Here is a 26,770-nt window from a genome sequence, read left to right as displayed (position 1 = left end):
TCAGCAACCCAATATGCAAAGCCAGGAACGCTTGATCGGCGATCTGCGCCAGGTGATCGAAAACGCCGAGGAGCTGCTGAAGAACACCGACCAGTACCACACCGCGCTGTACCAGAACGCCAGGGCCAAACTGGCCCAGGCGCTGCAGGCGGCCACCGAGGAGCTGGCCCGCTTCGAGGACGAGCAACTCGACCGCATGATCCAGGCCACCGACGCGGCCTGCGCGCTGCACCACGAGGCCGACGGCGAAGCGCGCGTGCTGCGCGCCTTCCGCTGAGCCGGGGCGCCGGCGGCGGGCGGCGCCGCGCGGCGCCGCCCGCTCAGCGTCCGGCGCGCTGGTTCTCGATCACCGCGTCGAGCGAGAAGCGGCCCGGGCCGAAGGCCAGCAACACCAACAACATCCCCCCCCAATAGAAATGGTCGTTGATCGCCGCCGGGCAGTCGAAGCTGAACAGCTGCGGGTAGGAAACGACGGCCATCAGGTTGACGGCGAACAGGCCCAGCGCGGCCGGGCGCGACAGCAGGCCGACGAACAACAACAGCGGAAACGCCAGCTCGCCGGCCACGCCGACGTAGGCGGCCAGCTCGGGCGACAACAGGGGCACCTTGTACTCGTCGCGGAACAGGGCCAGCGTGCCGCCCCAGTCGCCCAGCTTGAGCATGCCGGCGCGGAAGAACTGCGAGCCGACGTAGAAGCGCAGCACCAGGCTGAGCATGGAGCCGCCCCAGTCGCTCAGGGTGGCGTCGAAACGGGACAACTGCTGGTGCAAACCTAAGATCGTTTTCATCATTGTTTTCTCTTTGGTTGATAAAGCGGTCGGCTGGCCCGGACGGGCAAGGCGGCAAGCCGCCCGCCGCGGGCCGTCATCTGCGTCGTATGCGGCTACTCAAGGTGTGATCGCGACGATCAAACCGTGCTCCATCCATTGCCGCAACGCGGCGACCACGTCGAACGCCTCGTCGCGCCCGAAGGCGGCGTCGAGCGCGGCGCCGAAACTGGCGCCCTCGGCCAGCCGCGCCAGCGCGGCATGGGCCGCCGGGGCCAGCGGCAGCAGGCGGGCGCGCCAATGCGGCCGCGTCACCAGGGCGTGGCTGGGCGCGGTCATGTCGTCCGGGAAGGCGACGCCGGCGCCGGCCTGGTGCGCCAGCCACAGCGGCACCACGGCCCATTCCGACGCCAGCAGCGCGCAGGCCGGATGCAGCCGCAAGCGCGCCGCCTCCAGCCGCTCCGGCGTCAGCGCGGCCAGTTGCTCGGCCGTCACCGGCGCCGCCTCGGCGGCGTAGTGGGCGCGGTGCAGCGCCCACTCCAGCCGCGCCATGTCGGGCAAATAGGGGTACTCGGCGACATGCGGAAAGCCGGCCAGGAAGTCGGCGAAGCGGGCGCCAAACTGGTTCAGGTCGGCGTCCTCCGACGGCCGGGCACGGCCGTAGGCCTGGCTCAGGCCGTCGAAGAACTCGGCGCCGACCAGCGCCCGCAGCACCGGATAGGCCGCCGCCAGCGTCTTGCTCCAGGTCGCGCCCAGGTTGCCGCGATACAGGGCGAAACGCTGCCCGGCGTGCGCGCCCTTGAAGCGGGCCAGCGCCACCGGGGCCTGCGCCGGATCGAACAACGCGGCGGCGAAATCGTGCTGCTCGGCCGCCAAGGTGTGCGGCGGGGCCGGCGATGGCGGCGCCGGCGCGGCGGCCCGGCCGGCCGGCGCGTCGAAGCGCAGCGCGGCGCTGCCGCCCCGCTCGCCGGCGACCTCGGCGGCGGCGGCGCGGGCCTGTTCGGCCTGGTCCAGCAGGATCTCCAGCGCCGGCAGGTCGGTGTCCCACTCGATCAGCGTGGGCAGCGTGCCGAAACGCCGCAGCGCCGCCTGGTACAGCCGCCAGACCGGTTCGGCCACCACGTCGCCGTGGTGGTCGATCACCGCCAGCGGTGTCACCAGGTGGCCGGCCAGATGGATCTCGCCGACCGCGCCGAGCGGAATGGCGGCGATGGCCGCCAGCGCGTCCTCGCCGTGGTTGCACTGGTTGACGTACAGGTTGTTGATGTCGAGCAGCAGCGCGCAACCGCTGCGGGCGGCCAGCGCGGCGAGGAATTCGGCCTCGCCCATCTGGTCGCCGTGGAAGCGCACATAGGTCGAGACGTTTTCCAGCAGCAGTTGGCGGCCCAGCGCGTCCTGCACCCGGCCGACCCGCTCGCACAGCAGGTCCAGCGCGGCGCCGTCCAGGCGCATCGGCAACAGGTCGTTGAGCTGGCGGTCGGCCACGGCGCCCCAGCACAGGTGTTCGGACACCAGGGCCGGCTCGGCGCGCCGCACCAGCTCGCGCACGCGCGCCAGGTGGGCGGCGGAAAAACCGCGCGCCGAACCGAGGCCGAGGCCGACGCCGTGCAGGCTGAGCGGGTAGTCGCGCCGCAACTGCTGCAGCACGTGCCAGTCCCAACCGGCCAGGTCGAGGTAGTTCTCGGTGTGGACCTCGAGCCAGTCGGCGCGCGGCCGCTGTTCGAGGAACTGGCGGTAGTGCGCCGCCCGCAGGCCGACGCCGAAGCCCAGCATGGGGGCCACGGCGGCGCTTCGCTGCGACATGATGCTCACTCCGCTAGCGGATCGCTGGCTTACTTGGCCGGCGCCGAGGTTTTGCCGCCGGCCTTCTCGCAGGTGCCCTTGGCGACGTATTTCCACTCGCCGGCGCCGTTGTCGGTCTTCGACTGGCCGGCGCAGGAGTGGGCGCCGTTGGCGGCGGCGCAATCGTTCTGGCCGGCCTTGGCGATGCCGAAGCATTTCTCTTTTTCGGCGGCGGCCGAGGCCGAGGCGGCGGCCGAGGCGCTGCCGGCGGTGGCGGCGCAGACGGTGGCCAGGGCGGCGGCGATCAGGGCTTGACGTTTGTTCATGGTAAGTCTCCTTAAAGGGAAAAAAAGTAAAGTATCGAAAGAGTGCGACCCGATGGTCTGCAACTGAACGGTAGTCGCGCCACTCCCCCGCCACCTTACACAAATTTTTTATTTTTTTGAACGGGGATCTCAACCCGGGGAAACTCAGGCGATTCTACTGAATACTGCTGACAAAAACAGAACAAACGGGAAAATAATTGCGCCGCAGCGCAGCATACGGCGCCACGGATGCATAACGCGGCGGCGCGGCGGACTGTTGACAAGAACCAAAGAAAGAGGCGGACATGCCGCCACGGCTGGCGCCGGGGCGGAAAAAGGCGGGGAAACCAGCGCGAACGGAAGCGACGGCGGCGCGCCGGGCGCAATGATGCAGACGCGACGGCGCCGCGCGCGGCGCGCGCGGCTAACACCAGGGCGGCCCGGTTCAGGCCGTGGTGTTGATCCTGCTGCCCAGGTGCGAAGGCAGGTTCGGCGAGGCCGGAACCGGCGGAATCGCCTCGATCAGGGCGGCGGCGCTGGACGCCTGAATGTCCTGCGCCTTCTTCAACACGGCGACGCCGACCGCCTGCTTGGTGCCGGTGTCGGCGATGCTGGTCGACAGCTGAGCAATACCCGATACGTCCATGTGGTTCTCCAGTACAGGACAAGAATGCCTATCCCCTGTTTACGGACGATTTCGGCAAAGCTTTAGGCCGCCCTGCCAATTATTTCGGCAGCGCCGGCGTGGCCAGACGGGCCAACAGCCAGTCCAGCACGGCCTGCGGCGCGTTCAGGTCGAGCCAGGCGACGCCGTCGCGCAGATCAAACGGCCGGGGCTGGTTGGAGGCCACCGCGACGATGTTCGGGTCGTCCGGGTACAGCGGCGCCTGGCCGAGGGCGCGGTAGACCTCCAGCTTGTCGAAGGCGTAGGACTTGAAGCCCTCGACCAGGGTCAGGTCGGCCGGCGCCAGACGGGCCAGTTGCTGCTCCAGGCTCGGCTGCTCGGCGCCGCGCAACTCGTGGATGACGGCGAAGCGGAACGGCGAGGCGATCATCACCTCGGCCGCGCCGGCCAGGCGCAGCCGCGCGCTGTCCTTTTGCGGCGGCTCGAGCTCGACGTCGTGGTGGCTGTGCTTGATGACGTTGACCTTCAGGCCGCGCGCCGCCAGACGGCCGACGACGATCTCCAGCAGCGTCGTCTTGCCGCTGCCGGAGCGGCCGACCACGCCGACCACATGGCGCGCCCGCGCCGCTGACTCTTCTTGCATTGCCCTACCCTCTGCTGGATGATGTTGCCGCCATTATACGCAGCAAGCCCAGCCCCCCCCCCCGGCCCGGCGCCGGGGAAGACTCTCGGCCATTCAGGCCTTGAAGATCTCGCTGCGCTGGCGCCGCACGGTCAGGCCGATCATGCACAGGCCGGCCAGGAACATGGCGTAGCTGCTCGCCTCCGGCACCGCCGAGATGGACTGCGGCACGTAGCTGGCGCCGGCCTTGGCCAGGTCGGCGTCGGTCACGCCGAAGACGAAGAACTTGTTGTCGCCGGCCTCGGCCGAGAAGTCGTTGTCGTTGGCCACGTACAGCGTGTGGTTCAGCACGCCGTTGATGGTGACGTCGGCGCCGAAGGCCAGGCCCTCGATCTTGGCCGGGATCTGGTTGGCGGCGTAGCCGTTGGCCTTGAGCAGCGGCACCAGGTCGAGGAACAGCGACTTGCTGACCGACGGGCTGGCGGCGTTCAGCTTGGCCACGCCGTCGACGCTGCTGGCGCCGTTCAGGTCGATCATGAACAACTGCTTGGCGACCGCCTTGGAGCCGTCGCCCAGGCCCTTGCCGTCGCGCTCGTCGACCAGGAACTGGTGGTCGTTCAGCGCGACGATCTCGCTGACGCCGCTGCCCGTGCTGAGCTGGTAGGCGTACTCGTGGGTGGCCTTGGTGGCGATGTCGATGGTGACGATGCGCACGGTGCCCTTGGCGTCCTGCGCCAGGTTGGCCTGCATGATGCCGACCAGGGTCTTGCCGTCCGGCGTGATGGCCAGGCCCTCCATGCCCTTGTTGGCCACGCGGCCGCTGGCGTTGCCGGCGATCTCGGCGTCGCCGTTGGCGTTCGGCTTGGCCGCCGTCAGGCTGGCCGGCAGCGCGAAGCTGTTGATGCGCTGGCCGCTGGCGCGGTCGAACTGGTAGACGTAGGGACCGTACTCGTCGGACACGAAGATGCTCTTGCCGTCCTTCGACACGCGCACCGCCTCCGGATCGAGGCGGCCGTTGTTCGGGTTGGCGCTGGACTTGCCGGCGTCGAAGTTGTCCGAGCGGCCGCTGAAGTAGTAGTGGCCGGCGTCGTTCAGCTTGGGCGTGCCGGCGCCGAGCGTGAGGCCGGCGCCGGTGCCGGCCGAGCCGTTGCCGTAGACCAGAGCCGTCGGGCTGTACAGCAAGGTGGTGGCGTTCAGCGTCGGCGTCAGATTGAAGGCCAGGCCCTTGCCGCTGGTGTTGGCGCTCAGGCCCAGGCTCAGGGTCTGGACACGCGGGATGTAGGAGGTGGTGTTGTCGATCAACGGGTTGTAGACGCTGGCGTTGGGGCCGCGATCCGGCGTCGCCAGGAAGGTGTTGTTGCCGGCGTAGGCCAGGCCCGAACCCAGGCCGCCCAGCAGGTTGCCGGCGGCGCCGTTTTCCAGGGCGCCGCCGGTGCCGCTCGACAAGTCGAAGCCAAGGCTGCTCAGGCTGCCGACGGCGATCAGCTCGACCGCGTGGGCGTGTGGCGTGTAGTAGGCGGCGGCGATCAGCAGCGGCAACAGTCTCAAGTGTTTCATGTATCTTCCCAGGCAAATTGACAATGCATGGAAGATAACATTTATACATGACGGTTTGATGACCGTTTCATTTCGCCAGCCCGCTGTGCAGGCGCCGGCCGCCGCCGGCTAGTACGGCACGCGGTAGCGAAAGCCCTTGTAGTTGAACACGGCGGCCTTGGGCAGCAGCTTTTCCAACACCAGGCCGGCGGCCACCTCCTCGCCCTCGTGGCGCAGCACCTTGTCGATCAGCAGCAGGCGGTCGGCCGGGTTCTTCGAGTAGATGTAGCCGCCCACGGCGATCGGTGGAATCGCCCGCTGTATGGGTTCGGGCAACTCGCGCACGCTGGGCGCGGCGTCGTCCGGCGCGGCCGGCGCGGCGGCGGGCGGGCTCGGCTGCGCGTGCGCGCCGTCGGCGGCGGCGGCCAGTGGCGCCGGCTTGCGTGCCGGCTCAGGGCGCTCGGTCGAGGCCGGCGCCGCAGCGGTCTTGAGCGGCTTGAGCGTCTCGACCGCTTCGATGGCCGGCGGCGGCATGGCGACCGGCTGCGCCGCAGCGCTCGGCACCGCCAGCGCCGGGGCCGGCGCGGACGCGGCCAAGCCCGGGTTCGGCGCGACCGCCGTGGCGGGTGCGGCAAGCCCGGCGTGCTCGGCAACGGCGGGCGCAATGGATGCGGCGGCGGCGGTGGCGGCGGGCGCGCCCACCGCGCCGGCAACGGCAGGCGTTGCGGACGAGGTGGCCCCGACCGGCGCCGCTGTCGTTGCCGGTTGGCGCCACACCAGCGCCAGCAGCGCGACGATGACCGCCGCCATCGCCACCACGGCCAACGGCAGCGGCTTCTTCCACGCCGCGCCGGGCGCGGCCGCCACCTCGCCGTGCAGACTGGGCGCGTGGATCGTCGGCAAGGCGCCCAGCTGGCGCTCGGCCTGGGACTTCTTGAGTGCTTCCAAGATATACGACATATTATTTCCCCGCCACGACGTCGGCCGCGCTGGCGCTGACCAGCAAACGCGGCTCGGCCACGCCGCCCAGCTGGTTGAGCCGGATGAAAGTTTTCGGACCGGCCACGCCGTCCGCCTTGAGTTGCTGGGCCTGCTGGAACTCGCGCAGACGCAGTTGCAGCGCCGCGTCCAGCGGCTGGCCCTCGAGCGGCTTCTTCACGCCGTACAACTGGGCCAGACGGCGCGCCAGCCAATCGACGTCGGCGCCGTGGTCGCCGCCGCCGACCTGCTCGCGCCAGCCGCGCGGCGCGCGCCAGAAGGTGGCGTACTCGCCGGCGTAGCGCTGTTCCAGGGCCGCCAGCGCGATGTTCTGCTGCCGGCCGGCCACGCTCAGCGTCGCCGCCTTGTCGCCCAGGCCGATCAACAGCGCGTACTGCGGCGCGGCGGGATTGTCGTTCAACACCAGCAGCGCGGGACGGTCCAAACGGCGCAACTCGGCCAGCGTGGCCTTGCCCTGCAGGCAGCGCAAATTCATCTTTGCCGCCAGCTGGCAAGGCTCGCCGTCCGGCAGCGTCAGCCCCCACAGCGCGGCCAGCTGGCGCATGACGGCCTCGCTGTCCGCCGCAGCCGCGCCCGCGGTGGCGGCGGCAACGCCAGCACCGACGCCAGGAGTCGCCGTCGAAGCGGCGCCGCCGGCGGCGCCATTGGCCAAACCGGTGCCGCCGACCGCGCCGGTTCCAGCGGCGCCGTTGCGCAACCCGGCGCTGCCGACGATCCCGCCGGCGGCACCATTGGCCGAACCGGCGACCGAGCCGGCGGCGCCGGCCGTGGCTGCCGCGCCAGCGCCGGCGCCAACGGCTGCGGCCGGCTTGGCCGCGGCCGCCCTGCCGTCCGTCGCCGCCGGCGCCGCCGGCGCCGCCGGCGATGCCGGCAGCAAATGCCAGGCCGCCGCGCCGCTGATCAGCGCGCCGGCCAGCACGCCGCCGGCCACATAGGGCCAGTAGCGGCGCAGCGCCTTGACGGCGCGCTCGCCGGCGAACACCTCGGCCGCCGCCTTGCGCAGGATGGCGCGCGTCACCTGCGGCTGGTTCTCCACGTAGGCGCCGAGCAAGGCGCGGTCGCACAGCAGGTTGATGCGGCGCGGCACGCCCTTGCTCAGTTGGTGCAGCAACGGCATCAGCCGGCGCGGCAAGGGCGCCGCCGAGGTCGCGCCGGCGCCGGCCACGGCCAGCCGGTGCTCGACGTAACTACCGGTCTCGGCGATCGACAGCGAACCCAGGTGGTAGCGCGCGATGATCCGCTGCGCCAGTTGTTCCAGCTCGGGCCGGGCCAGCATGGTGCGCAGCTCGGGTTGGCCGATCAAGATGATCTGCAGCAGCTTGCGCTCGCTGGTCTCCAAATTGGTCAACAGGCGCAGCTGTTCGAGCACGTCGGCCGACAGGTTCTGCGCCTCGTCGATGATCAGCACGTTGTTGCAGGCCTGGGCGTGGCTGGCCAGCAGGTAGCGGTTGATGGCGTCGACATAGGTCTTGACGCTGACCGCGCCGGCGCCGTGCGGCGCCAGCTCGATGCGGAACTCGTCGCACACCGACAGCAGCAGCTCCTCGACCGACAGCTTGGGGTTGAAGATATAGCCGAGCTTGCAGTTGTCCGGGATCTGCTCCATGAAGCAGCGGCACACCGTGGTCTTGCCGGCGCCGATCTCGCCGGTCAGCAGCACAAAGCCGCCGCCACCGCCGACGCCATACAGCAGGTGGGCCAGCGCCTCGCGGTGGCGCTCGCTCATGAACAGGTAGCGGGGATCGGGGGCGATGGAGAACGGCGCTTGTTTCAGATGGAAAAATTGGGTGTACATGAAGGCCCTGGCGGTGCGTCAGCGTCCCGGTCGCCGGCCGTTGAGCGCGGGCGGCAGCGGTTTGAACTTGGCGCAGTAGATCTTGGATTTGGTGTCGAAATAGACGATGCGGGCGGCCGGGCTGGCCTCGCGCACCGGGAAGGCCGAGCTGTCGATCTTGGCGTAGTGCACGCCGAGCTGCTCGGTGATGGCCTGCTCCAGCTTCTCCGGCGTGGCCTCGGCGACGGCGCCGACGAACACCAGCGCGCTGCTGTCGTCGCTGACCATCACCTCGCTGATCGGGATGCCCCACAGCGTGCCGTCGGTCTTGAACCAGTAGGCGCCGCCCTCGCGCTTGTAGGCCGGGCCGAAGGCGCCGAGCAGGTAGTCGTAGTAGTACTGGTTGTCGATCTGGTCGCGGCACTGCAGGCCGTTGCCGATGATGGTGCCGAAGGTGGTCGGCGCGGCGCCGGCCGACGCGGCCGCCAGCGCCAGCAGCAGCGCCAGGCCGGCGGCGGCCAGCGGCGGCCGGCCGGCGCCAAGCGGCGGGCCGCCAAGGCGGCGCGCGCTCAGCAAGGCCGGCGCCCGCCCGGCGGCGTCGCTTGCAACAACGATGATGGACACACCATGCCAGACTCCAGGGTTGAACCAGCCGCGCGCCGAAGGCGGCCGCGACCGTCGTTTACAGTTTCGACATCCAGGCGCGGTTGGCGCTGATGCGCGCCTTGGCCGTGGCCGGCAGCGCCTCGTAGCAGCCCGGGTGTTGCTTCAGGGCGCTTTCGCGGATCTCCTTCGGCACACCGTTAACCAAAAAAAGGTAAAGCACCGCCCCGTCGCCGGTGGTTTTCGTCCCCATATACTTGATCATCGCAGCCCCCCTCACCGGCGCCTATGCGGGCCTTCACGGCATAGCACTGCAGGCATTATGACACCAGCCCGGCAAATCAACTACTCCCTGACGTGCCGTGTTGCGCCCCTGCTCTATCGATGGTAACGGCGGCGGCGCGGCAAACTCCAGCCGGCGCCGCTCAGCCGGCCGGCAGCCACGGGTCGGCCTCCGGCTCGGGGAACAAGCTCCTTGGCGCCGCAGCGCATCGGCCACTGGTGGCGCAGCTCCTCGTAAGCGTAGTTCAGGCAGTCGTGGCCGCGCAACTCGCGCGGCGCGGCCGGCGCCGCGCACAGGATCACGTTCGAGGTGGCCAGCCGGCGCGCCACCATGCTCGGCTCGATCTTCTGGATGCCGATGTAGATGCCGACGTCGAAGCCGTCCTCGACCAGGTCGACGTTCTTGTCGTCCATGGTCACGTCGAGCACGATGTCGGCTTGCTTGGCGGCAAAGCGCGGCAGCAGCGGCGCCAGCTGGTCGCGGCCGAAGCCCGGGTGGCAGTAGATGCGCAGGGGGCCGCCAGCGTGGCGCCACCACAACACTCTTTTGGAGCCACATCATGAACGCACGGAAACTGATCGCCAATCTGCCCCGGCTCGCCGCCGCCGGCAGACACACCAGCAAAATTCCCCTCTAGAAAGCTTCCCTCCCGCACCAAGCCGGTCCATAGTTTCGCCGTTCCAAAACCACAACACGTATTGTCAAATTTTAATATGCAGCTGGTGGCTACTATGATTTAATTGACCTCGGCCTCTAAGCAAATGCAAGCCATTACCGCCACCTAAACAACGTTTGGCGGACGGCGCTTGGCGGACAGATCATTCGGAAAAAACAGCGGACACCGCCGGGCCGGGCAAGGCATCGCCCCCAGCCGGACGGCCACGCATACCAGCGTCTTGGTATCAATAACACCGGGGATTTTGATGAAAAACATAACAATCGCGTCATCCTTCATCTTCATGCTTACCACGCTGCCCGCCGCAATGGCAGCCACACCCGCGGCGCCGCCCGGCGCCACGGCCCGCAGCACACCGATTCTCACGGTCGAGACCGAGTCCGGCACCGTCGGCGACGCCCTGCAAGGCGCCGAGCAATTCCTTGCCAACACCGAGCTCCGACGCGGCGGCGCGCCGTGGGGCCGACCGCGCAGCTCCCTCGCGCCCGCCCAGTTCGACCGCGCCAGCAAAGCGGCCCAGCAGTTCGCGGCCCATGCCCTGCCGTCGAAAACCAAATACTCCACCGTGCCCGAGCCGAAGGTGTACTCGATGTTGCTGCTCGGCGCGGTGCTGCTCGTCATCAGCGCACAAAAGGAACAAGACGAGAAGTTCACGGCCTAGAGGCAAGCTGGCCGTTTCCATAGCCCTTGCTCGCAAGGGCTTTTTTTTTCGTCCGCCACGGCGCCCCGCTCGACACCGGTTTTGCGCAGTTGGTCCCGCCGTTTCGCGCTTCTGTCCCACGGCCCTTCCACCGGCCGCTGTTTTATCATATTGTCTAGCTATCCCAGCCTCCGCCAACGATTGCCCCCATGAAACCGCACAACACCCCCGCCCTGCTCGCCCCGTCCCTGCTACTCAGCCTGCTCGTCGGCCTGGGCGCCGTCCAGGCGGCCCGCGCCGACGACCGCTCGCGGCCGGCCCGCGCCGCCGACGCCGCCGTCGGCGTCGAACACCGCAACCTGGCGCCGTTCAGCGCCATCGACGTCTCCGGCCCCTATCAGCTGGTGGTCAGCGCCCAAGGCGAGCGCGGGCTGGACCTGCGCGGCCCCAGCAAGCAGTTCGCCGACCTCGACAGCAAGGTGGTCGGCGAGACGCTGGTGCTGCGCCCGGCCAAGCGCGTCGGCTGGAGCCTGAGCTTCGGCAAGCAGCCCAAGCTGCTGCTGTACGTCCAGGCGCCCGACCTGAAAAGCCTGAAGTCGTCCGGCTCCGGCGACGTCGAGCTGCAGCAGTTCCAGGGCGACAAGCTGAACCTCGACGCCAACGGCCCCGGCGACGTGCGCGCCAGCGGCAGCGTGCGCGCCTTGACCGTGCACGCCGGCGGCAGCGGCGACGTCGACCTGCGCCAGCTGAAGACGGCCAGCCTGACGCTGCAGGCCAGCGGCCCCGGCGACGTCGAGGCGGCCGGCGTCAGCGCCGACCTGGTGCTCGAGATGGCCGGCTCGGGCGACGTCCGCGTCGCCGACCTGCAGACGGCCCGCGTCAGCGCCCTGCTGCGCGGCCCCGGCTCGCTGCGCCTGAGCGGCGCCAGCGGCGAGCTGCGCGCCGAGCTGAGCGGCTCGGGCGACCTGCACGCCTGCGACCTGGCCGCCGACGCCGTCAGCGCCATCCTGCGCGGCCCGGGCGACGCCTGCGTGGCCGGCAACATCAAGAAATTCGACGCCGAGGTGCACGGCTCGGGCGACCTGACGGCGCGCGGCCTGCAGGCGCAGAACGCCCGCGTCATCCTCAGCAGCGCCGGCAACATGACCCTGTCGGGCAGCAGCGCCACGCTCAGCGCCGAACTGAGCGGCAGCGGCAGGCTCGACGCGCGCCAGTTGGCGGTGGCGCGCGCCTTCGCCCGCAGCCGCGGCCCCGGCAACATCCACCTCAACAAGATCAGCGACGCGCTCGAGGCCGAGATGAGCGGCAGCGGCGAGCTGCAGGCCAGCCCCGAGTGCAACAGCGTCAAGCTGACCATGAGCGGCCCCGGCCAGGTCAAGCTGGACGGCCGCACGCAAACGCTGAGCGCGCAGCTGCGCGGCAGCGGCGAGCTCGACGGCCGCCACCTGCAGGCCGAACAGGCCGACGTGCAGGTGCGCGGCCCCGGCAGCGCCCAGCTCAAGCTCAAGCCGCGTTTACAGACGGCCAACAGCGTCGCCCGCCTGGTCACCATCGACCGCGACGGCCAGCGCGAGGGCCGCGAATAGCCCGCCGCGCCATCACCGCCGCGACAAACGACAACGCCCGGACTATCGCTAGTCCGGGCGTTGTCGCGTTGTCGTTTCCAGCCGGCGCCATGCGCCCGCCTGGCTAGTCGCTAGCTCACTCGAAGCACAGGCGCTTCTTGGTGGCGGCGATCAGCTTGGCGTCGTAGGGGTGCAGGTTCTCGATGAACAGCAGCTCGCTCTCGTCGGGTTCCTCCAGGCACATGCTGAGCATCATCGGCGCATCGTCCATTTGACCGAGGAAATGCTTGGGCCAACGGTTCTTACGGTGCGCGCGCAGCACCTCCATGCCCAGCTTGGCCAGGGCCGGCTTGACGCCCGCCGCCAGCGCTTCGCGCTGCCACTCGTCCCAATAATCGCTTTGTACTGCCTTGTTCATGTGTTCGTTCCAACTCAGGGGTAAAGGCGACAGTGTACTCCCTGCCGCCGCCGGGGTGGGCAAAACCAGTTCGAAGTGGCATTTACTCCACACCACGACAATACCAAATGGCAAGGCCGTAGAATCATTAAAAAACAATGACTTAGCCTGCAATGGCGGCGAGGCGCTGCAATGCCACTTCCGAAATTTTTAATACCAGTTAAATACCTGTTGACAAGCTGGTTTGGCAACAATATAGTGCCCCACAACTCCCCGGTTTCAGCGCCCGCAAGGGCCGCGCCGGGTCGCGGCGCAAGCCGCGCTGGCGTACCCACCGGCCTACTCATTTGCGTGCTCATACAAACATGATCGAATACTTAATCGGCGTCGACGGTGGCGGCAGCGGCACCCGCGTACGTCTGGCGCGCCGCGACGGCGTCGAACTGGCCGAGGGCGCCGCCGGCCCCTCCGGCCTGCTGCACGGCATCGCCAAGGCCTGGGCCTCGGTGGAACAGGCCGCCGGGCAGGCCTTCGCCGCCGCCGGCCTGGCCACTCCCGGCCGCGCCCACATCGCCGTCGGCCTCGGCCTGGCCGGCGTGCACAACCCCGAGTGGGCCGCCGAGTTCGTCGCCGCCAACCCCGGCTACGCCGCCGTCGTGCTCGAATCGGACGCCTACACCACCCTGCTCGGCGCCCACGCCGGCCGGCCCGGCGCCATCATCGCGCTGGGCACCGGCAGCGTCGGCGAGATCCTGCAGGCCGACGGCACGCGCCACGAAGTGGGCGGCTGGGGCTTCCCGGCCGGCGACGAGGCCGGCGGCGCCTGGATCGGCCTGCGCGCCGCCAGCCACATGGAACAAGTGGTCGACGGCCGCCGCGCATCGAGCGACTACGCCCGCGCCGTCATCGAGGCCTGCGGCGGCAACCGCCACGCCATCCAGGTCTGGCTGGCCAACGCCAGCCAAACCCAATACGCGCAACTGGCGCGCATCGTGCTGCAGCACGCCGACAGCGACGCCGAGGCGCGCGCCCTGCTGCTCGAGGCGGGCCGCCAGGTGGCGCTGATCGGCAGCGCGCTCGACGCCGCCGGCACCCTGCCCATCGCCCTGTGCGGCGGCCTGGCCGCGCCGCTGCGCGCCTACCTTCCGCCGGCGCTGCTGGCGCGGGTCGTGCCGCCGCAAGGCGACTCCGCCGCCGGCGCCCTGCGCCTGGTCCAACAACACCTGAAGGAGTAGCGACTGTGCTAGACCAGTTGAGCGATTTCAAGCCGGACGCCGACAGCGACACCCCGCTGTACATGCAGTTGGCCAACAAGCTGTCCGACGGCATCTCCGCCGGCGACTGGCGCGCCAACGAGGCGCTGCCCTCCGAGCGCGTGCTGTCGGAAATGCTGACCATCTCGCGCGTCACCGCGCGCAAGGCCATCGACATGCTGTGCGACCGCGGCATGCTGACCCGCAAGCGCGGCTCCGGCACCTACATCACGCCCAAGCTGGAGCAACCGCTGTCGCGCCTGACCAGCTTCTCCGAGGAGCTGCGCCAGCGCGGCTTCACCGCCGGCTCGCGCTGGCTGCAGCGCGACATCGGCATCGCCGCGCCGCTCGAACTACTCTCGCTGGGCCTGTCGCCCAACATGCCGGTGGCGCGCCTGAAGCGCCTGCGCACCGCCGACGAGGTGGTGATGGCCATCGAGACCACCACCATCCCGGCCATCTACATGCCCAACCCGCACAGCGTGACCGACTCGCTGTACGGCTACCTGGAGGCCAACGGCACCATCCCGATGCGCGCGCTGCAGCATATCCGCGCCGTCAACGCCAACGCCGAACAGGCGCGCCTGGCCAACATTCCTGCGGGTGCCGCGATGCTGCACATCACCCGCGTCAGCTATCTCGACAACGGCGCGGCGGTGGAACTGACCCACTCGTATTGCCGCAGTGATTATTATGAATTCGTAGCGGAGTCACGCAGATGAGCAGTTCAATCCAAGGCAACATCCTGACCTCGGCCGGCTGGGTACGCGGTGAAATCACCTTCGACCAGCGCATCGCCGCCATCCACGGCAGCGCCGCCGAGCCGAGCCAAAACGGCGACGACTACGTCATCCCCGGCTTCATCGACCTGCACGTCCACGGCGGCGCCGGCAAGGACGTCATGGAGGGCGGCGACGCGGTGCGCGTCATCGCCGCCGTGCATGCCCGCCACGGCACCACCAGCATGCTGGCCACCACCATGACGGCGCCGCCGGAGGACATCGAGCTGGCCCTGCGCGCCATCGGCGCGGCCTGCGCCGAGCGCCGCCCCGGCGAGGCGCGCGTGCTCGGCGCCCACCTCGAGGGCCCCTACATCAACTCCGGCAAGCTCGGTGCGCAGCCCAACTTCGCCCGCGCCGCCAAGCTGGCCGACGTGCAGCGCCTGGCCGCGCTGGCCCCGCTGCGCCTGATCACGGTGGCGCCGGAGATCGCCGGCCACCTGAACCTGGTGCGCGAGCTGACCGAGGCCGGCATGCGCGTGCAGATCGGCCACACCCTCGGCTCCTACGAGGACGGCGTCGCCGCCCTCGAGCACGGCGCGGCCGGCTTCACCCACCTGTTCAACGCCATGAGCGGCCTGCACCACCGCGAGCCGGGCATGGTCGGCGCCGCGCTGGCGCACGCCCAATACGCCGAGCTGATCCCCGATTTGCTGCACGTGCATCCGGGCGCCATCAAGGTCGCCCTGCGCGCCATCCCCAACTTGTACTGCGTCACCGACTCGACCGCCGCCACCGGCATGCCCGACGGCGAGTACATGCTGGGCCGCCACACCGTGCACAAGTGCATGGGCGGCGTGCGCCTGGCCGACGGCACGCTGGCCGGCAGCACCCTCACCATGGACCAGGCGCTGCGCAACCTGGTCGGACTCGGCCTCGATCTGGCGGACGCCTCGGCCCGCGTCTCAACCTATGCGGCCGACTACCTCGGCCTGCAGGAACGCGGGCGCCTGGCCCCCGGCGCCTACGCCGACGTGGTGGTGCTCGACCGCGATCTCAAACTCAAAGCCGTCTATATCGAAGGAGAACTGCTGTGACCTCAATGATGTTGAAAGAAGCCCTGTCCGCCGCCGAGTGCGTTGCCCACCAACTGGCCAACGACACCGAGCGCTACGCCGAACTGGGTCGCAAATTGAGGAGCACCTCGTTCTCCACCGCGCTGACGGTGGCGCGCGGCAGCTCGGACCACGCCTCGGCCTACGCCGCCTACCTGATCATGGCCCGCCTCGGCCGCGTGGTCGCCTCGCTGCCGATGTCGCTGGTGACGCTGCACAAGTCGCCGCTGATCACCCGCGACACCCTGGCCATCGCCATCTCGCAGTCGGGCCAGAGCCCGGACGTGGTCGAACCGATCCGCTACTTCCGCGACGGCGGCGCCACCACCGTCGCCCTGGTCAACGACATCGACTCGCCGCTGGCGCAGGCCGCCGAATGGGCCATCCCCCTGCGCGCCGGCAAGGAGCAGAGCGTCGCCGCCACCAAGAGTTTCATCACCAGCCTGGTGGCCGGTGCCCGCCTGGTGGCGCAATGGCAGAACGACCCCGAGCTGCTGGCCGGCCTGGAGGCGCTGCCCGAGTCGCTGACCGCCGCCACCCAGGAGGACTGGTCGGCCGCCATCGAGGTGCTGGCGCCGGCCAAGAACATCATGGTGGTCGGCCGCGGCATCAGCTTCCCGCTGGCGCTGGAGGCGGCGCTGAAGTTCAAGGAAACCTCGGCGCTGCAGGCCGAGGCCTTCAGCGGCGCAGAGATCAAGCACGGCCCGATGGCGCTGGTGGAGGAAGGCTATCCGCTGCTGATCTTCGCCACCCGTGGCCCGACCCAGGCCGGCCTGCTGCAACTGGCCACCGAAATGCGCGGCCGTGGCGCCCGCGTGCTGCTGGCCGCGCCGGCCGACGTGGCCGAGCGCGACCTGACCCTGCCGGTGGCGGCCACGCCCGACCTCGACCCGATCGTCGCGGTGCAGGCCTTCTACGTCATGGCGGCCAAGCTGTCGGCGGCGCGCGGCATGGACCCGGACCGTCCGCGCCACCTGAGCAAAGTCACCAAGACCAACTAAGCCACGCTTAGCCACGCTTAGCCCAACCACGCCCACCCGGCCCGGACCATCGATGAAGATCAACACGCTGCTGACCGCATTGATGGCGCTGGGCCTGTCCCTGGCGGGCGCGGGCGCCGGCGCGGCCGCCGCCGCCGCGGCCGCGCCGAGCAAGATCGAATTCTGGACCTTCAGCATGAAGCCCAAATTCACCCCCTACTTCGAGGGCCTGGTGCGGCAGTACGAGGCCGGCAACCCCGGCGTCAAGATCGAATGGGTCGACTTCCCCTGGGACGTCATCCAAACCAAACTGGTGACCCGCATCGTGGCCGGCACGCCGCCCGCGCTGGTCAACCTGAACGTGCCCTGGGCCGACGAGTTCGCCCGCGACGGCCTGCTCACGCCGGTCGACGCCCTGCTCGGCGAGGCGCGCGAGCGCTACATCCCGTCGACGCTGGAGGACCTCAACTTCGGCGGCAAGACCTACGGCTTCCCGCTCTACAGCAACGTCGCGGTGATCGCCTACAACACCCACATCTTCAAGGCCGCCGGCATCGTGCGCGCCCCGCGCGACCTCGACGAGCAGTTGGCCTTCGCCCGTCAGATCGCCGAACGCACCGGCAAGGCCGGCCTGTGTCCGGCGCTGGCCAAGATCGACGGCCTGATGCTGCAACAGGGCCTGCCGCTGATCGTCAAGCAGCGCGCCGTGTTCAACTCGCCGCGCCACGTCGCGCTGATCGAAAAACTCGCCGCCACCTACCGCGCCGGCGGCCTGCTCAAGGACAGCCTGTTCGCCGAGGATAACTTCCCCGCCGCGATCGACGCCTACAAGGGCGGCCGCCTCGGCATGCTGCTGGCGCCGCCCACCGCGCTCAAGCGCATCGAGGGCGACGCCAAGGACATCTACGCCATCACCGACGTCGCGCCGGCACCGCTGGGGCCGACCGGCATCGCCGACGGCGGCTGGCTGATCCACTTCGCCGTGCCCACCGGGGTCGACGCCAAGCTGCTGCCGGCGGTCGGCAAGTTCGCCCGCTTCCTCACCAACGACGCCAACCAGCTGGCCTTCGCCAAGCAGGCCAGCGTCTACCCGGCCATGCGCCAGGCCGCCAACGACGCCTTCTTCACCAGCCTGCCGGCGCGCGCCGGCGCGGCCGAGAAGGCCGTCGCGGCGGGCGCCGTCTCGATGCCGCACGCGCACACCCTGTACGTCGCCGGCATCGACGACTACGACGAACTGCGCCGCTACCTGGTCAAGGCGGTCGAGGCGGGCGTCACCGGCAAGCAGGACGTCAAGCAGGCGCTCGACCAGGCGGTGACGATCTGGAACAAGAAACTCGCCGCCCTGCGGAGCCGCTGACCATGCCCAAGCCCATGCTCGACCACAATCGCCACAACCGCCACACCCTGCAAGCCTGGTTGTTCCTGGCCCCCGCCCTGATCTTGCTGGCGGTGTTCTCGTTCTGGCCGGTCGGCTTCGGCTCCTACCTGGCCTTCACCGACTACAGCCTGATCCGCCCGACCAGCTGGGTCGGCCTGGACAACTTCCGCTACATCTTCGACAACGACATGTTCGTCACCGGCCTCACCAACTCGCTGCTGTTCCTGCTGATGGTGCCCTTCGTGCAGATCGGCGCGCTCGGCCTGGCCGTGTTGGTCAACAACCAGCTGCCCGGCATCCGCTACTTCCGCGCCGCCTTCTACGTGCCGGTGGTGACCACCGTGTCGGTGGTCGGCATCATGTGGGGCTTCATGTTCCACGAACAGGGCGCGCTGAACTACGTGCTGATGGCCATGCACCTGGTCGGCGCGCCGGTCGGCTGGTTGTCCAACGACGCGCTGGCGCTGTTCGCCATCATGTTCGTCACGCTGTGGCGCGGCCTGGGCTGGTATATGGTGATGTACCTGGCGGCACTGCAGGCGGTGCCGGCCGACATGCAGGAGGCCGCCATCCTCGACGGCGCCAACCGCTGGCAGCGCTTCTGGCGGATCACCGTGCCGATGCTGCGCCCGACCATCATGGTCTGCACCATCCTGTCGGTGCTGGCCGCGCTGAAGGCCTACCAGGAGGTCGACGTGCTGACCCAGGGCGGGCCGATGAACTCCACCTTCACCGCGCTGTACTACGCCTACGACCAGGGCCTGAAACACCTCAAGCTGCCGCGCGCGCTGGCCGCCAGCTTCGTCGTCTCGCTGATCTGCGTGGCCATCGCCATGCTGTGCCTGCGCTACCTGAAACCGAGGCACCGCTGATGAAGCCACGCCACCTGCAAATGCTGGGCCACTACCTCGTGCTGTGCGCGCTGGCCGTCGTCTGCGTGTTCCCGTTCTGGTGGACCCTGGTCACGGCCCTGTCCACCGAGGGCAACATCTTCGCCTTCCCGCCCACCTTCTGGCCGCGCGCGCCCTCGCTGGAGAACTTCGCCGAGGTGCTGCGCGCCATTCCGCTCTGGTCCTTCCTGCGCAACTCGGTGTTCATCGCCGCCTGCACGGTGTTCTGGAAGCTGACCCTGTGCTCGATGGCCGCCTATCCGTTGGCGCGGCTGCGCTTCCGTGGCCGCCGCCTGGTGTTCGGCCTGATCCTGGCAACGCTGGTGCTGCCGTCCGAGGTCAACTTCCTGGTCAACTTCATCACCGTCACCAAACTCAGCCTGGTCGACACCTACACCGGCGTGATCCTGCCCAACGTGGTGACGGCGGTGGCCATTTTGCTACTCAAGCAGGCCTTCGAGGAGGTGCCGCAGGACTTGATCGACGCCGCCCGCGTCGACGGCGCCTCCGAGTGGACCATCTTCAGCAGGATCATGCTGCCGCTGGTGGCGCCCTGGCTGGCCACGGTCGGCATCCTGACGGCGGTCGAGGCCTGGAACGAATACATCTGGCCCTCGATCGTGATGAGCAAGCCGGATGAATTCCCGCTGTCGGTCGGCGTGCTCTACCTGCGCGGCACCTTCGGCAGCAGCACCCGGGTGATCGCCGCCGGCACCGTGCTGACGGTGCTGCCGACCCTGGCCGCCTTCCTCTTTACTCAACGATTCTTCATGCGTGGCATGGATGGAGCTGTGAAATGACTACCCCCCAAACGACTAGCCACCAACAACTGCGCCGCATCGCCGGCCAACTGATCATGGTGCGCTTCCCCGGCACCGAACTGGACGCCGCCACCGCCGCCTTCCTGAAGGCCAACGCCATCCGCGCCGTCTGCCTGTTCCGCGGCAATATGCGCGACTCGGCGCAGCTGGGCCGCCTGACCGCCGAACTGCGCGAGGTGATGGGCGCCGATTCCCTCATCGCCATCGACCAGGAAGGCGGCGCCGTGGTGCGCTCGACCTGGGTGCCGGCGCCGCCGGCGGCGATGGGCCTGGGCGCGGCCGACGACAGCGACCTGGCCTACCGCACCGGCGCCGCCGTGGCGCGCGCCGTCAAGTCGCTCGGCTTCAACTGGAACTTCGCGCCGGTGCTGGACCTGAACAACAACCCGCACAACCCGGTCATCGCCGAGCGCTCCTTCGGCGCCGAGCCGCGCCGCGCCGCCGAACTGGGCATGGCCTGGATGGCCGGCAGCCAGGCCGAGGGCGTGGCCTGCTGCGTCAAGCACTTCCCCGGCCACGGCGACACCCACGTCGACTCGCACCGCGACCTGCCCACCGTCGACAAGCCGCTGGCCGAGCTGGAGCAGTTCGAGTTCGCCCCCTTCCGCATGGCCGCGCCAACGGCGCCGGCGATGATGACGGCGCACATCGTCTACCCCTCGCTCGACGCCGACAACCCGGCCACCATGTCGCGCCGCATCCTGCACGATCTGCTGCGCGAGCAATGGCAGTATCGCGGCATCATCATCACCGACGGCATGGACATGCACGCCATCGCCGGCCGCTACGGCGTCGGCAAGGCCGCCGTGCGCGCGCTGCAAGCCGGCGCCGACATGGTGATGGCGCTCGGCACCAGCGCAACCCAGGAGGAGACGCTCGACGCCATCGCCCACGCGCTGGCCGACGGCACGCTGCAACTCGACGACATGAACGAACGGCTGGGCCGCCTGGCCGCGCTGGCGCAGGCCTACCCCTGCCGGCCGCGCGCCTACACCGAGGACCTTGGCGACCGCGTGCTGATGGCCGAGGGCTGGCGCCGCGCGCTCAGCGCCAAGGGCGCGCCGCGGCGGCCGGCGCGCGACGCCAAGCTGCGCCTGGTGGTGCGCCAGGACGTGGTCAGCGACGGCGTCTCCGAGGCCGGCGTGCCGGCCGAGGTGGTGGCCGACTCGCTGCGCCGGCTGTACGACGTCGAGCTGGTCACCTACGCCGACGCCGAGGCCTTCGACTGGAGCGCGCTGCCGCAGGACGGCCGCTACACCGTGCTGGCCTCGACCTCGCGCCTGCGCTACGGAGAACACGCCCGCGCCACCTGGCGCCCCGACCTGCACCTGGCGTTGTGGAACCCCTACCAGGCGCTCGACTTCGCCGCGCCGGCGCTGATCACCTACGGCTTCGCCACGCCGGCGCTGGACGCCGTCAACGCCTGGCTGGCCGGCCAGCTGGAAGCCAAGGGCCGCGTGCCGGTGCCCGGCTTCGACTGAACCGAGCCGGCGGCGACAAGCCAACAACACACCAACAACAAACCAGCCGGCGACCACGCCGGCAGATGGAGATGACGCAGCGATGGACAAGCAAAACCACGACGTACGCAACCCGAAATTCTGGGTCCCCAGCCTGTACCTGGCGCAGGGCCTGCCCTTCTTCGCGGTGGCCATCGTGGCCAGCCAAATGCTCAAGAGCATGGGCGTGCCCAACGACGAGCTGAACCACTGGACCGGCCTGATCGGCCTGGCCTGGGTCTTCAAGCCCTTGTGGAGTCCCTTCCTCGAACTGGCCAGCAGCAAAAAGCTGGTGGTGGTCGCCTTCCAGATCCTCGGCGGCGTCTGCCTCGGCCTGGTGGCGCTGGCGCTGCAGGCGCCGTTCTGGTTCGCCGCCGCCATGGCCATGCTGGCGCTGGTGGCGGTCGCCTCGGCCACCCACGACATCGCCTGCGACGGCCTGTACATCACCAGCCTGGACGAAAAAGGCCAGGCGCAGTACGCCGGCTGGACCGGCACCTTCTTCAACGCCGGCAAGTTCTTCACCACCGGCGCCCTGTTGCTGCTGGCCGGCCACTTCGAGAAGACCCTCGGCGTGGTGCCGGCCTGGACCATCTGCTTCGGCATCCTGGCCGCGCTGATGCTGGCGCTGGGCGCCTACAACAGCTGGGCGCTGCCGACGGCGAAGAACGTCATCGCCGCCGACATCACCGCCAAGGCCATCGCCCGCACCCTGTTCGAGGTCATCGTCGACTTCCTGAAAAAGCCCGGCATCTGGGTCTCCATCGTCTTCATCATCCTGTTCCGCGCCGGCGAGGCGCAGGTGCAGGCGATCGGCCCGCTGTTCCTGCGCGAGGCGCGCGAACTGGGCGGCCTGGGCCTGACCACCGCCGAGGTGGGCGCCGTCTACGGCACCGTCGGCACGGTCGCCTTCCTGGTCGGCAGCATCGCCGGCGGCTACTTCACCTCCTGGCTCGGCCTGAAGCGCGCCATGCTCTGGCTGATCCTGGCGGTCAACCTGCCCAACGTGGTGTTCTACCTGCTGTCGGCCTACCAGCCGACCGAGCTGCTGGTGATCGGCAGCGCGCTCAGCGTCGAGATGTTCGGCTACGGCTTCGGCTTCGTCGGCCTGATCCTGTACATGATGCAGGTGGTCGCGCCGGGCAAATACCAGACCGCCCACTACGCCTTCGCCACCGGCATCATGCAGCTCGGCCTGGTGCTGTTCAAGCTGGTCAGCGGCGACATCCAGGTCGCCATCGGCTACCAGCACTTCTTCATCTGGGTCATGCTCAGCGCGGTGCCGGTGGCGGTGCTGTCGCAACTCATTCCGATGAGCGCGCGGCCGCAGCCGCAGGACGCACAGGCGGCGCAGGCCGAGCCGGCCGTGGCCAAGGCCGGCTGATGGCCAGCGTCAGCCTGCGCGGCATCGTCAAAAGCTACGACGGCAAGCACGACACCATCCACGGCGTCGACCTCGACATCGCCGACGGCGAGTTCGTCGTCTTCGTCGGCCCCTCCGGCTGCGGCAAGTCGACCCTGCTGCGCATGATCGCCGGGCTGGAGGGCATCAGCGGCGGCGAGCTGCACATCGGCGGCGAACTGGCCAACGACATCGCGCCGGCGCAGCGCAAGCTGGCCATGGTGTTCCAGTCCTACGCGCTGTACCCGCACATGACGGTGTACGAGAACATGGCCTTCGCCCTCAAGCTGGCCGGCCACCAGGCCGAGGCGGTGCGCGCCGCCGTCCAGCGCGCCGCCGACATCCTGCAGATCGTCCCGCTGCTCAAGCGCAAACCGAAGGAGCTGTCCGGCGGCCAGCGCCAGCGCGTGGCGATCGGCCGCGCCATCGTGCGCAAGCCCGAGCTGTTCCTGTTCGACGAGCCGCTGTCGAACCTGGACGCCAGCCTGCGCGTGCAGATGCGCGTCGAGTTGAGCCGGCTGCACCAGGAACTCAAGACCACCATGATCTACGTCACCCACGACCAGGTCGAGGCGATGACGCTGGGCCAGCGCATCGTCGTCTTCAACGGCGGCCGCATCGAGCAGGTCGGCACGCCCTTCGAGCTGTACAACCGGCCCGGCAACCGCTTCGTCGCCGGCTTCCTCGGCACGCCGAAGATGAACTTCATCCCGGCCGAGGTGGTGGCGCTGGCGCCCGGTCAGGTGACGGTGCGCCTGCCCGGCGGCGCCGTGGTGGCGGTGGCGGTGGCCGCGCCGGCCGAGCCGGCCGCGCCGGCCGATCAGCACAGCGACAGCGGCGTGGCCGTCGGCGACCAGCTCAGCCTCGGCGTGCGCGCCGAGCACCTCACGCTACACGAGGCGCGGCAGGAAGGCGCCAACCTGATCGAGGTGGGCGTCGGCCATGTCGAGTACCTGGGCGACGTCGCCATCGTCTACACCACGCTGGACGGCGCGCCGGAGATGGTCGCCGTCAAGCGCGCCGCCGATTCGGCGCCACCGCTGGCCGGCAGCCGCGCCCGCGTCCACCTGCCGCCGCAGCGCTGCCTGCTGTTCGACGGCGCCGGCCGCGCCCTGCCGCCGCCCTGACGCCGTCGTGGCGCGCCGGCGCGCGCCGGCCGGCGCCGGTTTTATGTAACAATATGGCCGATTTGCCGGGCCGCCCTTCTCCTTCCCCGCAAGGAGTGGCAGAATGTGCGGTTTTGGCGGATTCGACGAATTCGCAGGTCCCTAAGCGACGATGCGGCCTATCAGCGCCGCGCGTCATCGTGTCTTTGATTGAAGGATAATCCATGTCCCACTTCCGTCTCGCCCGCATCAGCCTGATCCTGGCCGCCATCGGCCTGAACGCCGCCCCCGCCCTGCTGGGCATGTCGGCCGCCAGCGCCGCCGAAAAAGCCGCCGCGCCGGCAGCCGAGGCCCCCAAGCCGGACACGGTGCGCCCGGAGATCTACAAGCTGGTCGATCCGGTCCAGATCAAGGACCTGATGGCGGCGAAGAACTACACCGAAGTGCAGAGCCGTCTCGACCAGGCCGAGGCGATGGCCAACCGCACGCCCTACGAGGACTTCGTGCTGAACCGCATGCGCGTGGCGCTCGGCTCGGTCACCAACAACAACGCCATCACCATCCCCGCCCTCGAAGCGGTGATCGCCTCGGGTAAGCTGCCGGCCAACGAGCAGGCGCAGTTCGCCCAGGCGCTGGGCACGATCTACTACAACACCAAGGACTACCCGAAAGCGGTGACCTGGTTCAAGCGTTACCAGGCCGAGTCGGGCGACACCAAAACGGTCCGTCCATTCATCCTGCGCGCCTACTTCTTCAGCAACGACTTCGCCACCGTGAAGAGCGAAGTGGAAACCGACCTGGCCGCCAACAAGGCCGCCGGCACCCGTCCGACGATCGAAACGCTGCAGCTGTTGGCCAACGTCGGCGCCAAGACCAAGGACACCGCGCTGTACCTGCGCGCGATCGAGGAACTGGCCACCTACTACCCGACCGACGCCTACTGGGCCGACCTGCTGGCGCGCACCCAGGGCAAAGCCACCTTCTCGACCCGCTTCCAACTCGACGTGCTGCGCCTGCAAAAACTCGTGATGAGCAAAATGGGCGCCGACGACTACGTCGACATGGCCGAACTGGCGCTGCAAGCCGGCTTCTTCGTCGAAGCGAAAAAGGCGGTCGACGCCGGCTTCGAACTGGGCGAACTGGGCACCGGCCCGAACGCCGCCAAGCACAAGAAGCTGCGCGACACCGCCAACAAGGGCGCCGCCGACGACGCCAAGACCATCGCCTCGGGCGAAGCCGCCGCCGCCAAGTCGAAAGACGGCGTCGGCCTGGTCAACCTGGGCTACGCCTACGTCACGATGGACCAGTTCGACAAGGGTCTGGAGCTGATGGAAAAGGGTATCGCCAAGGGCGTGCTGAAAAATCCGGACGACGCCAAGCTGCGCCTGGGCTACGCCTACGCGATGGCCGGCAAGAAGGCCGAAGCGATCAAGACGCTCAGCGCCGTCCAAGGCAACGACGGCCGCAACGACCTGGCCCGCTACTGGCTGGTCTGGTTGAACCGCGCCGACACCAACGCGCCGGCCGCCGCCCCGGCCGCCAAGTAACAGCGCGCCGGCACCCGCCGGTCAAAGCGAAAAAAAGCTGGACGGTTCACGCGAACCGCCCAGCTTTTTTTATGCCCCGCCTTCACCCACTGCCCATCGGAGCTAGTGCGCCAACGCCTCCGCCAGCGCGCCGCCCAGCGTTTGGCTGGCGTCCGCGCTCAGCTCCCAAAACATCGCGCCGCGCAGTCCCGCGCTGCGGATGTAGGCCGCCTTGGCGCGCAGCGAGGCCTCGTCCTCGTAGCTGATCCAATTGCCGCTGCCGGCGTGGTGCAGATACGGCACCTGCGCCTTGGCGTTCCAGTGCCGCACATAGCCCTTGCCACCCACCGTGTAGCGTCCCCGGCCGTCGGCCAGCAGCAAGCCCTGTTGCAGCAGATGGCCGAAGCTGTAGCTCGAGCCGCCGTCGTTGCCGCCGTCGGCCGCGCCGGCGCAGGCCTGGTACTGGCCGTCGCCGGCCGGGCCGGGCGCGCAGCCCTTCCAACCGTGGCCGTAGAACGGCAGGCCCAGCACCAACTGCTGCGGCGCCACGCCGGCGGCCAGGTAGCGGCGCACCGAAGCCGTGCCATACAGGCCGCCGTCCTTGAGCGGATCGGCCGGGTCGGCGTCCAGCGCGGCCAGGTGGCCGCTGTTCTTCTCCCACGGCATGTGGAAGTCGTAGGACATGATGTTGATCCAGTCCAGACTCGCCGCCAGCGCCTTGATCCAGGCGCTTCCCTGCGGCCCGTCGGCGATGAAGGAGGCGTTGGCGCCGGCGGCGATGGTGATCAAATAGCGCTTGCCGTCGGCGCGGCCGGCGGCGTCGAAGGCGGCGCGCAACTCGCGCGCCAGGACGACGTAGTTCTGTTTATCGGCGGCGCGCTCGCACACCTGGCCGGCGGTGCAGGCCACGCCCACCGCGCCCGGATACTCCCAGTCGATGTCGACGCCGTCGAGGCCGAAGCGGCGCAACAGCGCCAGCGTCGACGCCACGAAGGCGGCGCGCGCGGCCGGCGCGGCGGCCAGATTGGAGAACTGATTCGACCAGTTCCAGCCGCCCACCGACAGCAGCACGCGCAGCTTGGGATTGGCCTGCTTGAGCGCGACCAGCGCGCGCAGCTTGGCGCCGTCCTGCACCGCGTCGGCCAGCACCAGCGAGCCGTCGGCCGGCCGGGCCGCCGCGCCGTCGACGTCCTGGCACGGCGCCAGCCCGCCGGTGGCCGGGTCCGGATTGCCATGGCGGCCGTCGCGGCAGGTGTCGAGGAAGGCGTACATCAGCACCGTCAGCCTGCGCGCGTCGATGTTGGCCGCGCTGGGCGCGAAGCCGGCCGACTTCCAGCCCGGATAGTAGCCGACGATCTCGCTGCCGTCCGCCGACGGCGCCAGCGCGGCCAACGCCAGCACCGCCAAACCCACAGTAATGCGCATGCTTACTCCATTCATCGCAATCGAAAAAGGCCGCCAACAATGGCGGCCCCACCCGCGGGGTCAGTGCCGACATTCGGAC

The 26,770-nt window shown here is 69.3% G+C and carries 28 protein-coding genes; 14 read left to right on the top strand and 14 right to left on the bottom strand.

The genetic code is table 11. The features are described from left to right. Nucleotides 1–13 precede the first annotated feature (13 nt). Nucleotides 14–277, top strand: coding sequence for a hypothetical protein (locus BM252_RS08090; RefSeq protein ID WP_313872792.1), 264 nt, complete (start codon nucleotides 14–16; stop codon nucleotides 275–277). 43 nt (nucleotides 278–320) lie between these two features. Here BM252_RS08090 and BM252_RS08085 read toward each other — a convergent pair whose 3' ends face one another. The 12 genes from BM252_RS08085 to BM252_RS29965 form a co-directional block, all read right to left on the bottom strand. Next, a complete protein-coding gene (locus BM252_RS08085; RefSeq protein ID WP_342742474.1) occupies nucleotides 321–791 on the bottom strand; it encodes a DoxX family protein in 471 nt (156 codons plus the stop codon). A 96-nt stretch (nucleotides 792–887) separates the two neighbouring features. Continuing rightward, the gene (gene bufB, locus BM252_RS08080) at nucleotides 888–2,570 is read right to left on the bottom strand and encodes an MNIO family bufferin maturase (RefSeq protein ID WP_174900459.1); all 1,683 of its coding nucleotides are present in this window, start codon (nucleotides 2,568–2,570) and stop codon (nucleotides 888–890) included. 29 nt (nucleotides 2,571–2,599) lie between these two features. Then, nucleotides 2,600–2,875 (bottom strand): BufA1 family periplasmic bufferin-type metallophore, encoded by a 276-nt coding sequence (locus BM252_RS08075; RefSeq protein ID WP_093386067.1) that lies wholly within the window; start codon nucleotides 2,873–2,875, stop codon nucleotides 2,600–2,602. A gap of 424 nt (nucleotides 2,876–3,299) precedes the next feature. Next, the gene (locus BM252_RS08070; RefSeq protein ID WP_093386065.1) at nucleotides 3,300–3,500 is read right to left on the bottom strand and encodes a YjfB family protein; all 201 of its coding nucleotides are present in this window, start codon (nucleotides 3,498–3,500) and stop codon (nucleotides 3,300–3,302) included. A gap of 79 nt (nucleotides 3,501–3,579) precedes the next feature. Continuing rightward, nucleotides 3,580–4,122, bottom strand: coding sequence for a molybdopterin-guanine dinucleotide biosynthesis protein B (gene mobB / locus BM252_RS08065; RefSeq protein ID WP_093386062.1), 543 nt, complete (start codon nucleotides 4,120–4,122; stop codon nucleotides 3,580–3,582). Between the two features lie 93 nt (nucleotides 4,123–4,215). Continuing rightward, complete coding sequence (locus BM252_RS08060) at nucleotides 4,216–5,658, bottom strand: esterase-like activity of phytase family protein (RefSeq protein WP_093386059.1); 1,443 nt, start codon at nucleotides 5,656–5,658, stop codon at nucleotides 4,216–4,218. 108 nt (nucleotides 5,659–5,766) lie between these two features. Continuing rightward, entirely contained in the window at nucleotides 5,767–6,597 is an 831-nt protein-coding gene (locus tag BM252_RS08055; RefSeq protein ID WP_093386057.1) for a general secretion pathway protein GspB, read from the bottom strand. Between the two features lies 1 nt (nucleotide 6,598). Beyond that, on the bottom strand, nucleotides 6,599–8,431 hold the full coding sequence (locus tag BM252_RS08050; protein ID WP_093386054.1) for an AAA family ATPase: 1,833 nt from the start codon (nucleotides 8,429–8,431) through the stop codon (nucleotides 6,599–6,601). Nucleotides 8,432–8,449: 18 nt separating this feature from the next. Next, entirely contained in the window at nucleotides 8,450–9,034 is a 585-nt protein-coding gene (locus BM252_RS08045) for a hypothetical protein (RefSeq protein ID WP_245774155.1), read from the bottom strand. A 58-nt stretch (nucleotides 9,035–9,092) separates the two neighbouring features. After that, a complete protein-coding gene (locus BM252_RS08040) occupies nucleotides 9,093–9,278 on the bottom strand; it encodes a hypothetical protein (RefSeq protein WP_093386052.1) in 186 nt (61 codons plus the stop codon). A 113-nt stretch (nucleotides 9,279–9,391) separates the two neighbouring features. Then, the gene (locus tag BM252_RS08035) at nucleotides 9,392–9,835 is read right to left on the bottom strand and encodes a LysR substrate-binding domain-containing protein (protein WP_245774154.1); all 444 of its coding nucleotides are present in this window, start codon (nucleotides 9,833–9,835) and stop codon (nucleotides 9,392–9,394) included. Nucleotides 9,836–10,077: 242 nt separating this feature from the next. Then, nucleotides 10,078–10,257, bottom strand: a complete 180-nt coding sequence (locus BM252_RS29965; RefSeq protein ID WP_139236346.1) for a hypothetical protein — start codon at nucleotides 10,255–10,257, stop codon at nucleotides 10,078–10,080. A 22-nt stretch (nucleotides 10,258–10,279) separates the two neighbouring features. Between BM252_RS29965 and BM252_RS08030 the strand changes: the two genes are divergently transcribed. Both BM252_RS08030 and BM252_RS08025 read left to right on the top strand, forming a co-directional pair. Next, nucleotides 10,280–10,633, top strand: a complete 354-nt coding sequence (locus tag BM252_RS08030) for a hypothetical protein (protein WP_139236344.1) — start codon at nucleotides 10,280–10,282, stop codon at nucleotides 10,631–10,633. 188 nt (nucleotides 10,634–10,821) lie between these two features. Next, nucleotides 10,822–12,198, top strand: a complete 1,377-nt coding sequence (locus BM252_RS08025; protein WP_093386043.1) for a GIN domain-containing protein — start codon at nucleotides 10,822–10,824, stop codon at nucleotides 12,196–12,198. 115 nt (nucleotides 12,199–12,313) lie between these two features. Here the strand turns inward: BM252_RS08025 and BM252_RS08020 are convergent, their stop codons facing one another. Beyond that, nucleotides 12,314–12,595, bottom strand: coding sequence for a hypothetical protein (locus tag BM252_RS08020; RefSeq protein WP_093386041.1), 282 nt, complete (start codon nucleotides 12,593–12,595; stop codon nucleotides 12,314–12,316). Between the two features lie 344 nt (nucleotides 12,596–12,939). Between BM252_RS08020 and BM252_RS08015 the strand changes: the two genes are divergently transcribed. From BM252_RS08015 to BM252_RS07965, 11 genes are all read left to right on the top strand, one after another. Continuing rightward, nucleotides 12,940–13,809, top strand: a complete 870-nt coding sequence (locus BM252_RS08015) for a glucosamine kinase nucleotide-binding domain-containing protein (RefSeq protein WP_093386038.1) — start codon at nucleotides 12,940–12,942, stop codon at nucleotides 13,807–13,809. Between the two features lie 62 nt (nucleotides 13,810–13,871). Beyond that, complete coding sequence (locus BM252_RS08010) at nucleotides 13,872–14,549, top strand: GntR family transcriptional regulator (RefSeq protein WP_425442280.1); 678 nt, start codon at nucleotides 13,872–13,874, stop codon at nucleotides 14,547–14,549. Further along, complete coding sequence (gene nagA, locus BM252_RS08005; RefSeq protein WP_093386033.1) at nucleotides 14,546–15,643, top strand: N-acetylglucosamine-6-phosphate deacetylase; 1,098 nt, start codon at nucleotides 14,546–14,548, stop codon at nucleotides 15,641–15,643. The genes BM252_RS08010 and nagA overlap by 4 nt, the downstream gene beginning before the upstream one ends. A 5-nt stretch (nucleotides 15,644–15,648) precedes the next feature. Then, nucleotides 15,649–16,662, top strand: coding sequence for an SIS domain-containing protein (locus BM252_RS08000; protein WP_093386031.1), 1,014 nt, complete (start codon nucleotides 15,649–15,651; stop codon nucleotides 16,660–16,662). A 52-nt stretch (nucleotides 16,663–16,714) separates the two neighbouring features. Then, entirely contained in the window at nucleotides 16,715–18,001 is a 1,287-nt protein-coding gene (locus BM252_RS07995) for an ABC transporter substrate-binding protein (RefSeq protein WP_174900458.1), read from the top strand. A gap of 2 nt (nucleotides 18,002–18,003) precedes the next feature. After that, nucleotides 18,004–18,894, top strand: a complete 891-nt coding sequence (locus tag BM252_RS07990; protein ID WP_245774153.1) for a carbohydrate ABC transporter permease — start codon at nucleotides 18,004–18,006, stop codon at nucleotides 18,892–18,894. Further along, nucleotides 18,894–19,712 (top strand): carbohydrate ABC transporter permease, encoded by an 819-nt coding sequence (locus tag BM252_RS07985; RefSeq protein WP_093386028.1) that lies wholly within the window; start codon nucleotides 18,894–18,896, stop codon nucleotides 19,710–19,712. The genes BM252_RS07990 and BM252_RS07985 overlap by 1 nt, the downstream gene beginning before the upstream one ends. After that, on the top strand, nucleotides 19,709–21,214 hold the full coding sequence (locus BM252_RS07980; protein WP_093386026.1) for a glycoside hydrolase family 3 protein: 1,506 nt from the start codon (nucleotides 19,709–19,711) through the stop codon (nucleotides 21,212–21,214). The genes BM252_RS07985 and BM252_RS07980 overlap by 4 nt, the downstream gene beginning before the upstream one ends. Nucleotides 21,215–21,296: 82 nt before the next feature. Further along, nucleotides 21,297–22,616: an MFS transporter gene (locus BM252_RS07975; protein WP_093386023.1), complete on the top strand. Its 1,320-nt coding sequence runs from the start codon at nucleotides 21,297–21,299 to the stop codon at nucleotides 22,614–22,616. Beyond that, on the top strand, nucleotides 22,616–23,761 hold the full coding sequence (locus tag BM252_RS07970; protein ID WP_093386021.1) for an ABC transporter ATP-binding protein: 1,146 nt from the start codon (nucleotides 22,616–22,618) through the stop codon (nucleotides 23,759–23,761). The genes BM252_RS07975 and BM252_RS07970 overlap by 1 nt, the downstream gene beginning before the upstream one ends. A 203-nt stretch (nucleotides 23,762–23,964) precedes the next feature. Beyond that, nucleotides 23,965–25,287: a tetratricopeptide repeat protein gene (locus tag BM252_RS07965; RefSeq protein ID WP_093386018.1), complete on the top strand. Its 1,323-nt coding sequence runs from the start codon at nucleotides 23,965–23,967 to the stop codon at nucleotides 25,285–25,287. A gap of 102 nt (nucleotides 25,288–25,389) precedes the next feature. Here BM252_RS07965 and BM252_RS07960 read toward each other — a convergent pair whose 3' ends face one another. Further along, on the bottom strand, nucleotides 25,390–26,691 hold the full coding sequence (locus tag BM252_RS07960; RefSeq protein WP_245774152.1) for a glycoside hydrolase family 18 protein: 1,302 nt from the start codon (nucleotides 26,689–26,691) through the stop codon (nucleotides 25,390–25,392). Between the last annotated feature and the right edge of the window lie 79 nt (nucleotides 26,692–26,770).

Source organism: Rugamonas rubra, from assembly GCF_900114705.1.
Taxonomy (GTDB): Bacteria; Pseudomonadota; Gammaproteobacteria; order Burkholderiales; family Burkholderiaceae_D; genus Rugamonas; species Rugamonas rubra.
The sequence above is the reverse complement of the archived record's forward strand: the minus strand, read 5'-3'. Positions and strand labels throughout refer to the sequence as shown.

Coding starts and splice junctions, on each gene's coding strand:
- BM252_RS08000 (WP_093386031.1), top strand. CDS start 15,649: ATGATGTTGAAAGAAGCCCTGTCCGCCGCCGAGTGCGTTGCCCACCAA.
- BM252_RS07960 (WP_245774152.1), bottom strand. CDS start 26,691: ATGCGCATTACTGTGGGTTTGGCGGTGCTGGCGTTGGCCGCGCTGGCG.
- BM252_RS07980 (WP_093386026.1), top strand. CDS start 19,709: ATGACTACCCCCCAAACGACTAGCCACCAACAACTGCGCCGCATCGCC.
- BM252_RS08020 (WP_093386041.1), bottom strand. CDS start 12,595: ATGAACAAGGCAGTACAAAGCGATTATTGGGACGAGTGGCAGCGCGAA.
- BM252_RS08050 (WP_093386054.1), bottom strand. CDS start 8,431: ATGTACACCCAATTTTTCCATCTGAAACAAGCGCCGTTCTCCATCGCC.
- BM252_RS08030 (WP_139236344.1), top strand. CDS start 10,280: ATGGCAGCCACACCCGCGGCGCCGCCCGGCGCCACGGCCCGCAGCACA.
- BM252_RS29965 (WP_139236346.1), bottom strand. CDS start 10,257: ATGAAGATGAAGGATGACGCGATTGTTATGTTTTTCATCAAAATCCCC.
- BM252_RS08085 (WP_342742474.1), bottom strand. CDS start 791: ATGATGAAAACGATCTTAGGTTTGCACCAGCAGTTGTCCCGTTTCGAC.
- BM252_RS08015 (WP_093386038.1), top strand. CDS start 12,940: ATGATCGAATACTTAATCGGCGTCGACGGTGGCGGCAGCGGCACCCGC.
- BM252_RS07990 (WP_245774153.1), top strand. CDS start 18,004: ATGCCCAAGCCCATGCTCGACCACAATCGCCACAACCGCCACACCCTG.
- BM252_RS07995 (WP_174900458.1), top strand. CDS start 16,715: ATGAAGATCAACACGCTGCTGACCGCATTGATGGCGCTGGGCCTGTCC.
- BM252_RS08070 (WP_093386065.1), bottom strand. CDS start 3,500: ATGGACGTATCGGGTATTGCTCAGCTGTCGACCAGCATCGCCGACACC.
- BM252_RS08025 (WP_093386043.1), top strand. CDS start 10,822: ATGAAACCGCACAACACCCCCGCCCTGCTCGCCCCGTCCCTGCTACTC.
- BM252_RS08060 (WP_093386059.1), bottom strand. CDS start 5,658: ATGAAACACTTGAGACTGTTGCCGCTGCTGATCGCCGCCGCCTACTAC.
- BM252_RS08090 (WP_313872792.1), top strand. CDS start 14: ATGCAAAGCCAGGAACGCTTGATCGGCGATCTGCGCCAGGTGATCGAA.
- BM252_RS08055 (WP_093386057.1), bottom strand. CDS start 6,597: ATGTCGTATATCTTGGAAGCACTCAAGAAGTCCCAGGCCGAGCGCCAG.
- BM252_RS08040 (WP_093386052.1), bottom strand. CDS start 9,278: ATGATCAAGTATATGGGGACGAAAACCACCGGCGACGGGGCGGTGCTT.
- BM252_RS07975 (WP_093386023.1), top strand. CDS start 21,297: ATGGACAAGCAAAACCACGACGTACGCAACCCGAAATTCTGGGTCCCC.
- BM252_RS08075 (WP_093386067.1), bottom strand. CDS start 2,875: ATGAACAAACGTCAAGCCCTGATCGCCGCCGCCCTGGCCACCGTCTGC.
- BM252_RS07965 (WP_093386018.1), top strand. CDS start 23,965: ATGTCCCACTTCCGTCTCGCCCGCATCAGCCTGATCCTGGCCGCCATC.
- BM252_RS08010 (WP_425442280.1), top strand. CDS start 13,872: ATGCAGTTGGCCAACAAGCTGTCCGACGGCATCTCCGCCGGCGACTGG.
- mobB (WP_093386062.1), bottom strand. CDS start 4,122: ATGCAAGAAGAGTCAGCGGCGCGGGCGCGCCATGTGGTCGGCGTGGTC.
- BM252_RS07985 (WP_093386028.1), top strand. CDS start 18,894: ATGAAGCCACGCCACCTGCAAATGCTGGGCCACTACCTCGTGCTGTGC.
- bufB (WP_174900459.1), bottom strand. CDS start 2,570: ATGTCGCAGCGAAGCGCCGCCGTGGCCCCCATGCTGGGCTTCGGCGTC.
- BM252_RS07970 (WP_093386021.1), top strand. CDS start 22,616: ATGGCCAGCGTCAGCCTGCGCGGCATCGTCAAAAGCTACGACGGCAAG.
- nagA (WP_093386033.1), top strand. CDS start 14,546: ATGAGCAGTTCAATCCAAGGCAACATCCTGACCTCGGCCGGCTGGGTA.